Annotated in this window: 19 protein-coding genes; 16 read left to right on the top strand and 3 right to left on the bottom strand. The window is 36.6% G+C overall.

Translation table 11 applies throughout. From position 1 onward, the window contains the following. The first annotated feature begins 20 nt into the window (after positions 1–20). The 9 genes from E2636_RS13265 (at position 21) to E2636_RS19420 (ending at position 6364) form a co-directional block, all read left to right on the top strand. Positions 21–839: an SMI1/KNR4 family protein gene (locus E2636_RS13265; RefSeq protein WP_134210626.1), complete on the top strand. Its 819-nt coding sequence runs from the start codon at positions 21–23 to the stop codon at positions 837–839. Positions 840–1064: 225 nt separating this feature from the next. Beyond that, positions 1065–1334: a SunI/YnzG family protein gene (locus E2636_RS13260; RefSeq protein WP_134210625.1), complete on the top strand. Its 270-nt coding sequence runs from the start codon at positions 1065–1067 to the stop codon at positions 1332–1334. Between the two features lie 451 nt (positions 1335–1785). Next, positions 1786–2106: a PadR family transcriptional regulator gene (locus E2636_RS13255; RefSeq protein ID WP_134210624.1), complete on the top strand. Its 321-nt coding sequence runs from the start codon at positions 1786–1788 to the stop codon at positions 2104–2106. Between the two features lie 68 nt (positions 2107–2174). Then, positions 2175–2522: a DUF1048 domain-containing protein gene (locus tag E2636_RS13250; RefSeq protein ID WP_134210623.1), complete on the top strand. Its 348-nt coding sequence runs from the start codon at positions 2175–2177 to the stop codon at positions 2520–2522. 129 nt (positions 2523–2651) lie between these two features. Further along, positions 2652–3413: an ABC transporter ATP-binding protein gene (locus E2636_RS13245; protein WP_134210622.1), complete on the top strand. Its 762-nt coding sequence runs from the start codon at positions 2652–2654 to the stop codon at positions 3411–3413. Continuing rightward, entirely contained in the window at positions 3414–4163 is a 750-nt protein-coding gene (locus E2636_RS13240; RefSeq protein WP_134210621.1) for an ABC transporter permease, read from the top strand. Positions 4164–4296: 133 nt separating this feature from the next. Further along, positions 4297–4650, top strand: a complete 354-nt coding sequence (locus E2636_RS13235) for a DUF1048 domain-containing protein (RefSeq protein ID WP_134210620.1) — start codon at positions 4297–4299, stop codon at positions 4648–4650. Next, a complete protein-coding gene (locus E2636_RS13230; RefSeq protein WP_134210619.1) occupies positions 4647–4979 on the top strand; it encodes a DUF1048 domain-containing protein in 333 nt (110 codons plus the stop codon). The genes E2636_RS13235 and E2636_RS13230 overlap by 4 nt, the downstream gene beginning before the upstream one ends. 476 nt (positions 4980–5455) lie before the next feature. After that, a complete protein-coding gene (locus E2636_RS19420) occupies positions 5456–6364 on the top strand; it encodes a hypothetical protein (RefSeq protein WP_243840646.1) in 909 nt (302 codons plus the stop codon). Positions 6365–6679: 315 nt separating this feature from the next. Here E2636_RS19420 and E2636_RS13220 read toward each other — a convergent pair whose 3' ends face one another. Further along, positions 6680–7114: a DUF3888 domain-containing protein gene (locus E2636_RS13220; RefSeq protein ID WP_134210618.1), complete on the bottom strand. Its 435-nt coding sequence runs from the start codon at positions 7112–7114 to the stop codon at positions 6680–6682. A gap of 617 nt (positions 7115–7731) precedes the next feature. On the opposite strand from E2636_RS13220, the gene E2636_RS13215 reads away from it, so the two are divergent. The 4 genes from E2636_RS13215 (at position 7732) to E2636_RS19030 (ending at position 9414) form a co-directional block, all read left to right on the top strand. Next, the gene (locus E2636_RS13215) at positions 7732–7935 is read left to right on the top strand and encodes a spore coat protein (RefSeq protein WP_134210617.1); all 204 of its coding nucleotides are present in this window, start codon (positions 7732–7734) and stop codon (positions 7933–7935) included. Between the two features lie 384 nt (positions 7936–8319). After that, positions 8320–8760, top strand: a complete 441-nt coding sequence (locus E2636_RS13210; protein ID WP_134210616.1) for a spore coat protein — start codon at positions 8320–8322, stop codon at positions 8758–8760. Between the two features lie 39 nt (positions 8761–8799). Further along, positions 8800–9228 (top strand): spore coat protein, encoded by a 429-nt coding sequence (locus E2636_RS13205; RefSeq protein WP_134210615.1) that lies wholly within the window; start codon positions 8800–8802, stop codon positions 9226–9228. A 42-nt stretch (positions 9229–9270) separates the two neighbouring features. Further along, positions 9271–9414, top strand: a complete 144-nt coding sequence (locus E2636_RS19030; protein WP_166669528.1) for a hypothetical protein — start codon at positions 9271–9273, stop codon at positions 9412–9414. A gap of 621 nt (positions 9415–10035) precedes the next feature. On the opposite strand, the gene E2636_RS13200 is transcribed toward E2636_RS19030, so the two are convergent. Together E2636_RS13200 and E2636_RS19590 are read right to left on the bottom strand one after the other, a co-directional pair. Next, complete coding sequence (locus E2636_RS13200; protein ID WP_134210614.1) at positions 10036–10317, bottom strand: toxin-antitoxin system YwqK family antitoxin; 282 nt, start codon at positions 10315–10317, stop codon at positions 10036–10038. A gap of 73 nt (positions 10318–10390) precedes the next feature. After that, positions 10391–10513, bottom strand: a complete 123-nt coding sequence (locus E2636_RS19590; RefSeq protein ID WP_279587105.1) for a hypothetical protein — start codon at positions 10511–10513, stop codon at positions 10391–10393. Positions 10514–11222: 709 nt separating this feature from the next. Between E2636_RS19590 and E2636_RS13195 the strand changes: the two genes are divergently transcribed. The 3 genes from E2636_RS13195 to E2636_RS13185 all read left to right on the top strand — a co-directional run bounded on the left by E2636_RS13195 (position 11223) and on the right by E2636_RS13185 (position 13158). Then, positions 11223–11930 (top strand): M48 family metallopeptidase, encoded by a 708-nt coding sequence (locus E2636_RS13195; RefSeq protein WP_134210613.1) that lies wholly within the window; start codon positions 11223–11225, stop codon positions 11928–11930. A gap of 507 nt (positions 11931–12437) precedes the next feature. Then, entirely contained in the window at positions 12438–12713 is a 276-nt protein-coding gene (locus tag E2636_RS13190) for an alpha/beta fold hydrolase family protein (RefSeq protein ID WP_134210612.1), read from the top strand. Positions 12714–12732: 19 nt separating this feature from the next. Next, positions 12733–13158 (top strand): serine aminopeptidase domain-containing protein, encoded by a 426-nt coding sequence (locus tag E2636_RS13185; RefSeq protein ID WP_134210611.1) that lies wholly within the window; start codon positions 12733–12735, stop codon positions 13156–13158. Positions 13159–13301 lie beyond the last annotated feature (143 nt).

The raw sequence follows: 13301 nt of genomic DNA, 5'->3' as shown, positions 1-13301 counted from the left end.
TTCGTTAAGGAGAGTTGTAGATGAATTTAGATTTGTGGGAAGAAGAATTAGATGAATATTTTAAAGGTGAAGTTAATCTAGAAACAATACGTAATGTTCAACAAGAATTAAAACTGGAATTACCCGAGTCATATATTAGTTTAATGACAAAAAGAAATGGATTTTATTTAAAAAAGAAATATTACCCTACAATTGTCCCTAATGGGTGGGCCAACAACTCTGTACATATAGATTTTTTATATGGGATAGGCGAAAATCCGGGATTATTAGATAGTATATATTTACGTAAAGAATGGGGAATACGGAGTAAAAAATTATTGATAATTTCGACAGAGGCACCTATGTTTATTTGTTTGGATTATAGAACCAAAAAAACCCCCTCTGTTATTTTCATAGATGTTGAAGCAAACCAAGAGATTAAATTGGCAAATGATTTTGAGCAGTTTATAAATGGACTGGTTGAAGAAATAGAAGAAGAGGACATAGATATATTTACTTCACTGTCTGAACAGCAAATCATTGACTACTACACTAAAATTGATCTTGTGATAGTAAACGGAAAACCAAAAGAAATAGATAGATTGCTAGGAGAAATCCTTTCTACCAATAACGATTTAATAAGATACTTGGTTGAAAAAATGAGAAAGCACGAAAAAGCTAAAGTTCATTTTAATTTAATACTTTTCTTATCATGCTGTGCTGAAGGTGAAAATAAGGGAATGATAAATGATGATTATTTAATGGAAGTTCTAAAAGAATTTTCTGCTAGTAAAAATAAGGATGTTAAAGAGTTTGCCTTGTACAGCTTAAACTTATTAACTAGTAGACTTAACATCTAGGGGTACAGTAAATTCTACTAACTTAGTGCTTAAGTTGAAGAACCGGCTGCCTTTTAAAAGGTAGTTTTTCTTAAAATTAATCTTGATGAAGACATCCTAATCATGTTGTTATCTCAACATTGGCTGTATGCAGATGCAATCCAGTTGAATAAGTGAATCGATGGTTTACGCACAGATTATCTAAATATGTTTAAAATAAGTTAATTAATAGTAAGGAGGGATATTTTGTTTGAGATATTTGTAAAGAAAGTTAATTCTGATATTGTGATTCGATGGCTATTATCCAAGATAACCATTCCAATATGTGATATTTTAACAGTTACCACAGATGACACTTATGGCGGAAAAGAAAAACAGGCAATAAGAATTGGAATGCCGTATGGCACAACAGATAGAGTAGTTATCATTACAAACGAAAACACATATATCTTATTTACAACCAACTATATATCAATACAAAAAAAACTTAACTCGTACATCCATTCAATTAAATAAATAGCCTGTCAAAAACCGTTGGCGTATTCTCGCATACGGTTTTTTTTTTGCCTCCAATATCTCTCCACTAGCTTAACTTTGGACTGAAGGTGACTACTTCCCATTCCTGGTTTTATATCAACTTACTGAGGTTTTTAGGTCGGATGGATAACTATAAATATAGGTATGTGGTTATAAAAATGGTTTTGTTTGATATAGTTCTTTCTGCTTTTCTTTTATTTTTAGGGGTCTATGGCATTATTTCTACTTATAAATTATATAAGAAAAGTCAAAAAAAGTTGCACTAATATTTCTAAGATAAATAATTGACACCTACACTACTCAGTGTTACATTGTACTTGTAGTAAGCGATACTTAGTAGTGTGTTTTCTCAAATGCGATTAAGTAAAAATTCCCCTAAATACTAAGTAATACTGATTATAAGTCAGACAGAATAGAGGAGGCACTGATCATGGAAAACTTAACTGAAATGCTGAAAGGATCGCTGGAAGGATGTGTGCTGGAAATCATCAGCCGCCATGAAACCTATGGCTACGAGATTACCCGCCACCTTAACCAGCTTGGGTTTAGCGAAGTCGTTGAAGGGACTGTCTACACCATCCTCGTGCGATTAGAAAAGAAAAACCTGGTGAACGTAGAAAAGAAACCATCAGATATGGGGCCTCCCCGCAAGTTTTACTCACTTAATGAGGCTGGCAGCCAGGAACTTGAATTGTTTTGGAGAAAATGGGAGTTTGTATCATCAAAAATTAACGTCTTGAAGTCAATCTAGCCTCACAATATTGTCCGTTCGCTATTTTTGGAATGTCTTGTTCAGCTTTAAAAAGGAGGAAAAATAACATGATGGCAATGTTCAAAAAAATGATTGGTGATAAAAAAGAATACAAGATGATGATGGCACGGGTTGAAGCCCTGCCAGAGGACTACCAGTTTGTATTTAAGAAAATTCAAAACTACATGTGGCAATTCTCAGCGGGCAGCGGGATGGATATGCTGCACATCCAGTATGAATTAATCGAGTTGTTCGAAGCCGGTGCGGCGGAAGGCAGACAAGTGCTGAAAATCACTGGGGACGACGTGGCGTCTTTTGCTGACGAACTAGTGGCAAACGCTAAAACCTATGCCGCCAAGTATCGTGAAGATTTGAATCAAAGTATCATGAAGCGATTAGGAAAAAAAATTCAATAGATAATACGACTGAATAAGTGTTACAAAGGTGAATTGCCACCTTCGCTAATCAGTTATTTTTTTAACACGGTAGTAAGTTGTACTTATTATCAGTCAGACTAAATAGAAGAGTATAAGGAGGAAAAAAATATGAGTAATGCAGTGATTTCAGTAAAAGGGTTAAAAAAATCCTTTAAAGACAAGGAAGTCTTAAAGGGGGTGGATTTTGAGGTGCGGCGTGGCGAAATTTTCGCACTGCTGGGCTCAAATGGATCGGGCAAGACGACGACGGTCAACATCCTCTCGACGCTGATGAAGCCCGATGGCGGCGAAGTAGGTATTTGCGGCTTTGACGTCCAGCGTCAACCGGATCATGTTCGCCAGAGCATCAGCCTGACAGGGCAGTTCGCAGCCTTAGACGGCATGCACACCGGGCGGGAAAACCTGATGATGATCGCCAAGTTGCGGGGAGTTTCCAATCCCGCTCGAGTCGTTGACAATCTGCTTGCAAAATTCAGCTTGACCGATGCGGCTAACCTCAGAGCGGACCAGTATTCCGGTGGGATGAAGCGCCGGCTTGACATCGCCATGAGCCTAATAGGGACGCCAGCGGTCATTTTTCTTGACGAACCGACGACAGGGCTTGATCCCGAAGCACGGATTGAAGTCTGGGATACTGTCAAGGAGCTTGCCGGCGGCGGCACGACCATCTTGCTGACGACTCAGTATCTGGTGGAAGCCGAACAACTGGCGGACCGTATCGCCATTCTGCATGGAGGAAAAATCATCACAACCGGTACCCTTACCGAACTTAAAGAGATGTTCCCACCAGCAAAAGTGGAGTACATTGAGAAGCAGCCGACATTGGAGGAAATTTTCCTCGCGATCATCGGCACAAAGGAGGAGATATAAATGAACAGTAAAACAGGGGTATTACTAGGGCGTTTAATGCGCAACATCATGCGCAGCCCGGATACGATTATCACGGTGGCAATTACGCCGATTATGATGATGTTGCTGTTTGTCTATGTATTTGGAGGCGCCATAGATACAGGCACGGACAACTACGTCAATTATTTATTACCAGGAATTTTGCTGATTGCTATCGCATCCGGCGTCGCTTACACTTCCGTGCGGCTGTTTACGGATGTAAATAGTGGACTGATGGCCCGTTTCATTACCATGCCAATCAAGCGCTCATCGGTATTATGGGCTCACGTGTTGACCTCGCTTGTTTCCAATGCGCTGACTCTCGTGGTGGTTATCCTGGTCGCACTATTGATGGGCTTCCGTTCAAGCGCAAATCTCATGGATTGGTTCGCGGTAGCTGGGATACTCGGTCTGTTTACGCTGGCGCTGACATGGTTGGCGGTCATTCCCGGATTGACAGCCAAGTCTATGGAAGGGGCGACAGCCTACTCGTACCCGCTGATTTTCCTGCCATTTATCAGTTCGGCTTTTGTCCCAACCGAAACCATGCCTAAAATTGTCCGTGTGTTCGCAGAGAACCAGCCTGTCACTTCAATCGTGAATGCTATTCGTGCCCTCTTGTATGAAGGGTCTGTTGGCAACGATATCTGGATCGCACTTGGCTGGTGCGTCGGCATCATGATATTCGCGTACTTCTTCGCAAGCAAAGCATTTAAACGCCAGTTAGGGTAACTGGCAACGACGTAGCAGTCTTCTTTGATGCTCTCGTCATTGATGGGTTGATAAGAAATGTCATAAACTTAACGATGCAGTTAAATAATAGAACTTTGCTGAACAGCTTAGTATTTTAAAGGAGGAGACTACAATGAACTTTTTAGAAAGAATAACCGGCAGCGATATGACGAAAGAAATGAAAGGTTTTGAAGCACGAGCAATAGTCTTGCCAACTGAATATCAAACTGCTTGGAAAGAAATTACAAGTAATCTGTGGATTCACGGAGATTTCACCGGTCGTAATCTGATGCCGATTCTTGACAGCGCTCTTGAACTGCTTGAAGTTACATCATCAGACGGCCAAAGCGTCGGAGAAGTATTAGGAGATGATATCAAAGGCTTCTGCGAAGCGCTTGTTGGTGACGAAGGCGCAAAAACTTATAGAGATAAATGGCGTGACCAACTTAACAAGAACGTAGCAAGAAAATTAGGAGGACTGAAATGAGTATCAAAAAAATCATCGAAGGCAAAAAAGAATGGCGAGCCCATGTTTCGCATGTCAAAGCGCTTCCGCTAGATTACCAAATTGTCTATAAAGAGATCCAAAAATATCTCTTCAAAGTCGGTCCTGTTGAGCTAAACGAAGGTATCGGACTACTCACGGGAATTATCAGCTTCTTTGAAGAAGGTGCAGCTGCTGGGAAAGGTGTGCTTGAAGTAACAGGAACAGACGTTGCTGCTTTCTGCGATGCACTCATTGAAGATTCAAAAACTTACGCTGATCTCTATCAAGAATCGGTCAATCAAAAAGTCGATAAGGCACTAAAAAAATAGAAGGAACGTAGTACTTGACGGCAAAATTCAATAGAACTTTTGACTAAGTACTGCAATAACCTCCCAAACTCGAAAGTATCGTTCGGGTTCGAGAAGAGTCGGAAATAAAAGAAAGAATCAAAATGAATAATAAAAATTGAAGGATTACTAATCTTTCAAAGAAGAAGTCCTCAGAGTATAAAAAGAGGGTGAGATAACCCTCTAAATCAATAATTTTGATATTGACCAAATTGAACTGAATAAACGTTAGTTAGATTTCAAGACAAGGTTTTGCAACCTGTGTAGAATGCGAAACCCGGCAATCTACGCCGTCCATAGCGAGCCGGAAACCCTACATCGGTTCGATTTTAAGCATGTGGTAAATAGCAGAAAGTTCAGTAGCTAAAGAAACTGATGGATTGATTAATAGATATGTTGTATAAAGGTTTATACACGCATACTAATGATAAATAAATCATTTTTTTTGGAGGATGAAAATGAACAAGAAGTTGCTCATATTGTTGGGGACTGTTGGTTGTATTATTACCTTTTTTATTTTGATTAGTAATTTTAATGAAAGTGAAAAGCCATTAGCTGAAAGTATGGAAGAAACCAAGAAAGAACACCAAAAGGTAGACGCTTTATTGACTAAAGTTAGTCAGGAATTTCAAAAAAACGGATACGGTGAAGCATCAATAAGTTACACTCATGAAGAACGCTTGCTTAGAGTTCTGGTCAAGGATGAAGAGTTTTTAGCTAATCAAGAAAAAGTAATGAAATCAGTAATACATGATGTTTCTAAGGAAATAAAGGTAGATGATATCGAAGTTAAATTCGAGATTTTAGATATACCAGTTGAAGTGAGTAGGGAAGAAAAAGAACAAACTGAGCTTTTAGAAGAAACATTGAAAATAACATCAGAATTATTACATGAAAAAAATTATCAATTTAGTTCTGTGGGTATTGACCCAACTAAATCTTTAATTGAGATAAGAATTGAAGGAACAAAAGAATATTATAATGCAGTGAAGGGTGAAATCAGTAAACTTGTAGCTGATGCAATTTCATCGAAAACAACTATATATTTTGATGTTAAAGTAAATAGAAAAAGTGAAAATGATAGTAGAGATGAAAAATGGCATCCGATTTTCACCTCCATAAGGGAGGAAACAGATAAAAAGTTTGAGGAATATAAAGGCTTTGCCTATTCCTTCCACCCAGAACCTTTACAGATTATTATCAAAACAGATTTGAACAAATCCAAGTGGTGGAATTCCAATAAAAAAGTAAATGAAATAGAAAAATATGTACAAGAGATAATTAAACTTAAAAGAGAAGAATTAGTAATCGAAGAAATACCTTATGAGATCATAATAAGAGGTAAAAAGAATAAGAAATTAAACTAAAACCATCGGCGTTGTCGCGCCTTTGGTTTTTTCAGTTTGGGAAGTAGTCAATAAATCAAGTTGAAATTGAATTTGTACTAGCCATTTTTGCTATCGTATTATTATTACCAAGTAAGGTCAGGAGTTTAATTAGTGCATCTTCAATAACTGTACTAGTGTGCTTTTATTCTTACTATTCGTCCTGTACAATCTGGTTCCCATATTGAATTGAGGTTTTACGGACTGATCATCCCGTTTTAAGAGATTTCTATAAAGAATTAAAAAGCCCCCAATAATGGAGGCTATCTAAAGGCGTTTCAAAACCATACATGCCGTTCACTTTTTCTTCTTGATATCCTGCCAATTAGGAGGAAGTTCGTAAGTTTCTATATGCTTAAAATTTTTAAGAGTGACTCTACCTGGAGTAATAGAAAATGTTAATTGATCTTTTCCGACGGGATTGTGTGGACCGACAACGGGAGTGACTTCAAGGGTTACTAAAAACATGAACCCCCGATATCCATTCGTTCTTTCCATCTTTAATATGTTTATTTGATACGGGTACACCATGGGACTTTCAGTAAGAAAATCAGAGTAATAATTTGAAACGGCCTTTTGAATATCTGGTAAAAGTAATGATAAAAATAAATCCATCATTAGTTCTTCTTTAGACTCTTCAGCTGGCTGATAATAATTTGGTTCGGCATGTGATGGTATTGAAGTCATTAAAAATAACACTAAAAAAGAGGGAACAATTATATATTTTTTCATGTTTATGACCACCTTCAATATATATTTTGCTCAAAAAAAATAAGCTTATGTAAGCCAAATATTTTGAAAATAAGATGAAAGCGCTAATAGAATCGAAGATAAATACTTCCAAATCATGATGTTATGTCAACCTACTTTGAATAACCTATACAATCCAGTTGAGTAGGTGAATCTATATGGGACATCAAGTTTCTTGGTCAAGAACGTAATGGCGATTATTTTGGAGAGTGTACCAATCTGAGCAAAATCGGAGTTTTATAGCGGAGCATCCAGTTGCTTGTTCAACTCTCATAAAAATTAAAATTGGAATTTTCATCCTCTGTGGTGCAGCACTGGTATTGTGATGAATGGATGGTAAAGGGGTGTTTTCGTAAGGGGTGGTTTAGTTGAAGAACCGGCTGGATTTGACGTGGGCTACTTCCTTAGTCATCGACCATACCAGATGCCAGCCACATCAAAAAGAATACTTAACAATACTTTAAATGCCCATCTATTTGATAGGTATGCATTATTTAACGCTTACTTTTCAGTCGGGTGCGTGATACGCGCAGTTGCCTCTTGGCAGATAGTTGCATATGCTGATATGAAAATAGATTTCAAGAATAGGAGGGATGTATATGAGTAATTTACCTGAAAAGCCAGAGATAATTTCTAATAAGGTCGTTGATTTGCTAGTGAGCAATGCCTTTCGAAAAAATGGTATCGACGTAGAGAGCTTAAAGGGAAAGCTATTAGATGAACAAAAACAGGCAATTAAAGAATTGGTAGAAGAGCTGAGCCTGCAAGTGGACGCATTTGTTAAACAAAAGCCCAATCAATAATGAACTGTACCCCGAATCTCGGAAACTTTTAATAAAGTTCCTGATTCGGGGTTTTTCTATGGACTTTTCAATATCCCTACAGAATTAATGAATGGAACGTTTAATAGAAAAATAAAGCTAATGTCTAGAGACAAATCTACATGTGAAAAACGTATTAGATCGAACTATTTCTTGCTTAGTGCCCAAGAGAAATACGGAACCTATTAATCACAGAGTCTTTTTAATGATTGTCCTTACTATTGAGCACTATTAATAAAAGGATTCGAAGAATATCTTTACTCTAAAATGCCTGTGTACTTTTTTTGTTTTGGAAAATATGCTTTGCCGTTCCTAATAGACTAGCAATTGCGTATATTGAAATATGATAAAAAAGGAGGTGTAAATATGTCAAATTATAATAGTAAATCAAATGCCCAAAAGTGTAATAAGTATGGAAACTATCAAGATCATGATGCAGTAGTAACGCAAGACGCCGACCAGGTTTCAACTATAGATCAAGAATCTGACGAATTAATATGGATTAAAGATTCATGCAACATAATAGTCCAGACGACAGATACTCAAGCAGCAGTTTCTCTTCAAGTGGGCTTGCAGCTAGCCATTGCTTTAGTTATTAGCATCACGATCGGTGATTCTGACCGAGGTCAAACTGTAGCACAAGAACTTTTACAGAATTTCGATTCTGAGCAAACGAACAAACAGAAAATCTATATTGAAAATTCAAAAGACGTTAATATCACAACTACTGATACAGACTTAGCGATTAATATTCAAGCAATGCTTCAAGTGTTGCTAGCATTAGTCGTCACATTAGATGTTCTTTAATCAACGTTCTTTAATATAAAACGAAAAGAGGTGAACAATATGGACAAAAGAAATGAGTGGAAAGCATTGGATCATTGTGATTCTAGAAGTAACGATGCGAATGTTCTGCAAGAAGCTAAACAGGTTGCGTCAATTGAGCAGAAATCCTTAGAGGTAATTATCGTTAGGAACTCAGAAGGGGTTGATGTAAACACGACAGATACACAAGCAGCAATCTCTTTGCAACTAGGAATTCAGGCAGCGATAGTAGCTGTTATTACCGCTACTATCGGTGATTCAGATCAAGGTAGAGCAGTGGTTCAAGAATTCAAGCAATTTACCAAAAGTAGACAAAGAAATGTACAAAAAACCATTATTGAGGGATCCAAAAATGTAAGAGTAACAACGACTGACACTGATTTGTCAGTGAACATTCAAGCTTTACTTCAAATCCTTGTAGCAATAATAGCCAAATTAGATATTTTGTAATATTTGAATAGGACGAGAAAGAGACGGAAACACATGGATAATATGAGCCAAAATAAGGTCGAACAACTGCGGAAAAATAACAAACGATTTATGGGGGATATATCTAAAAATTTCCATCTTAAACGTTCTATCTCAAAATTAGAAGAAGCTAATAAAACAGACCGAATCGATAGAATCATTGAATAAGGATTTCACTCTGGACATGTAGCCGTAGATGAAATCCATTTTGTCGCTTAATGTAAGCATGCGAGATATTTTTTAAAAAAATTTTTTTTAAAGGTATATCGACATTTTATTTACAGAACATATAAAATAGAGATTTTTATGATCTTGTAATTTTTAAAGTTACAAGATCATATTACCTGACGTTACCTATATTTTTATTAACCTTTATATAAACTCTGATTTAAAATGACCACTGAGTTTAACCAATCTAGTATTTCTAATTAAAATTAACTCCTTAACTTAAACGTAAGCGTCAAATAATGCCCACCTATCAAATAGGTGGGCATTATTTGACGTTTACATTGCAGTGACCTGTAAAATTGGTTGAAAATAGGCTATTCGTTTAGGAAAAGAAAATTCCACTCCCATGAAAATTCAATTCTGTTCTGCACTCATTTTCATCCTCTGTCGTGTAGAGTTGGTTTTGTGCTTCATAGGTGGGTAGCTGGGGAGATGCATAAGTTATTAAGATATTTACGCTTTTGTCAATATTTTTTGTAATGAGAAATGATTTTTATCTTTTTCTAAAATTCTTAAAAGCTTATTCCGCAATGGATAAGCAATAGAATCGACCCTGTCATTTTAATCTTTATCACGATTGGTAGTTTTGTATTTTTCCCCTTTGCTGTCATAAGTAATCCATTCACCAATAGGTTCGCCCATTTCAAAATACCCAGAACGCTTTATTGTTCCATCGATACGATACCATTCCCAATAGCCAGCTGGCTTATCGTCAATCATTTTTCCCTTTGACCATATTGTTTTTCCTTTTGCGTGGTACTTGATCGTGTAGCCATCGATTACTTCCAGTTTCTTTTCCTTGACACTGTTTGGGTGTTTCAAATCACATTTTTCATTTTCCATGACTTACCTCCCATAATCAGTTTTTAAAATTATATCACCTTTTATGATAAAAATTCACTCTTTCCATTAGTGTTCATTTTCGTTTTAAGATGACGATAAGAGCCAAGAAATTTTCTTCAACTTCCATGAAAATAAAATTTACTAACACATTAATATAGACGCGCTCGTGAATAGCAACAAGCAGCCGAAATTGCATCTTCGGCGGCTTCCTTTCTAAGCAGTAAGTGTCCACTCACTAATTAAATCGAAATCAAAGACCTATGAATGTTTAGGTTATAGGCGAGCGACGGACGCAAACCCGCCGGAAGATTCTTTTTACTTTCTAGGGTTATTCTGCAGAAGATATGCCGTCCATAGCGAGCCGGAAACCGTTGCTAGCATGCCATCTGTTTTATCAGCCAGACTATAAACATCCTATTATATGGTTTACTTAAAGATTCGAAATCCGAATTAAACAAGATTAGTTTCTACCATATTTGTATTTAAAAAACTTTAATTTCCTTTTCTACATAGTCTAATTTAGTATGGCTCTAGTTTTAATAGAAGAAGATTAAATGGCTTGATTATTTTAAACATCTGTTAACGATAAACCAAATAATTATGAGGTACCTGAGTGAAATAGATTGATTAAAGCAAACAGTTTCATCATAAAGGAAGAATAAACAGTGGTGCTTTTAGGGTGGTAATTTATTACTAAATGAGTCTTAAGATTGTCATATGTTATATTGATAAGGTAAATACGAATAGGAGAAATCTGTGTGCCTATGACAAGTTTCACCGTCTAGAAGTTTTTGATACTGAATGAGTAGTCGTAGAAAATGAAAACCAGAATGAATGGCTTATAATTAAAAGATAAACTATAAAATACGAGGATAAGCGAATGAACCGCTACTACAGGTGATTAAATGAGACATACATACTTAGGTGAAACCATACAATTTGAGATCAATTACAAAAAGCGGGCATCCATGGGTATTCAGATAGATGCCTATGGATATATGGAAGTCCAGGCTCCTAAATGGACATCCGATGAAATAGTGATTCAATTAATCGAGCAAAATTGGAATCAAATTCAACAAAAAACAAAGGAAATGAAAGAAAGAATGCTTGGGCCAAAGGAGAGGGACTATCATCATGGTGAAACCTTTCTCTATTTAGGGAAAACATATCCGATTCAGATTTCTCAAGACTGTACGATTAAACAAGACCATGTCGTTTTTGAAGCGGGTATATTACATATATTCGTGAAACAACTTGAGGATGAAAAAATTAAACAAGCTTTAAAACGATTTTATTATCAACGCTGTAAAGCATTGGTAGAGAAGAGTGTCAGAAACCACCAAAGCAATTTTAAGGTAAAGCCGCGTTCTATTCGTATAACTGATAGTAAAGCAAACTGGGGAACCTGTGATTCACAACTGCAATTAACATTCAATTGGAGGCTGGCAATGGCGCCACTTGAGGTGATTGACTATGTCGTTGTACATGAAATGTGCCATATGGTCCATCTAAATCACGATCGTTCCTTCTGGCGTCTTGTTGGGAAGATGAGTCCCAATTTTAAGGAACAGGAAAAATGGTTAGCATTATCAAGTTGGAAAATGACTGTTTAGAAGTTTAATCTAAGGTACCAGTATGAAGAAAATCAGATTATACACTCACTGTATGAAGAATTTTTGTTCGTGATGAAACATGAAGTATTGAGCGAGTTCTTATCAAATGGGACAGTTTCCTAAGGCATAGTTTGGCTCTGTTCTATAAAACAAGTGATTTTCTATAATTCAGATAGATTTCGCCACTAGAATTAAAGAATATATCTCAGGTCGTGTTTAAGGCTTTGGATTCCCCCGTCAAGGAGAAGATTATCGTTTCTATAACCTTTCTAGTAAAGATGTAATTCATTTGAAGCATCTTCCCAAACCACCGGCTAATAACCCTGGTGCCCGGTATTATTCTATTGCGGAACTTATAAAAGGAGAAAAAGTTGTGAGTGTAGCTAGTCGAGACAAATAAATTTTGAAAAAGTCCCCAGGAAAGAAAAAAACGCATGTTTTAACCTTCATGATTGTTTGTATCGGGATCATTAATAAGTACATACAAAAAGAATGGAAGTGGGTTTTGTGGCTTCAAAAAAATCGGATTTTATTAGTACTGAAAATGGAATAAGCGAAATTAACTCTATTAAGATTGGTGGTATTAACCAATCAATACTTATTCAGGGAGAAGATTCTGCTAAACCTATACTCTTATTTTTACACGGGGGGCCATCGTTACCATTACCGGGTGTATCGAGTAGAGGGAGTAACTATACGATTGTTACGAATACAAAGGAACTTGTAAAGCACTTTATTGTTGTTTTTTGGGATCAGAGGGGTACAGGGGAAGTCTTATCATAAATCTATTCCAAAGCATTCCATGACCTTCAGCCAATTTGTTTCAGATACCGGTGAATTAACGGACTATTTAATAAAGCGATTTAATAAGGAAAAGATTTTCTTAGCGGGACATTCATGGGGATCTCTAATAGGGTTGAAGACAGTAAGTGAGAATCCAGAGAAATTTTATTCGTATATTGGCTTATCACAAATAGTAAGTTGGACAGAAAATGATCGATTAGGACTGTTATGGACCAAGAAAGAAGCCAAAATTCGAAATAATAAAAAAGCAATGCATGAATTAAATTCCGTAGGGGAACCACCATTTAATAAAAACTTTAAACAGTGGGGTGTCTTACGCAAATGGCAGCAAAGATTTGGAACCATTATCCATTCCGATGAATTAATAAAAGGACCTAGTTTATGCCTTCTGCCGAGAATACTCGTGACTTTAGTCGTGAGATGAATCGGCATCGGTCAAGGTATGTCTTTGGACATGTAAATTGTACGACATATGTTGAAATTAAAAATGACTATAACCCTTATTTTAAAGGCTATAAATATAAAAATAATTTCACATATGTTACTATTAATTAGAGGTGATAGTGC

The organism is Paenisporosarcina antarctica, assembly GCF_004367585.1.
Classification (GTDB): Bacteria; Bacillota; Bacilli; order Bacillales_A; family Planococcaceae; genus Paenisporosarcina; species Paenisporosarcina antarctica.
Note: the sequence above shows the minus strand (reverse complement) of the source record. Positions and strands in the feature narration are given on the sequence as shown.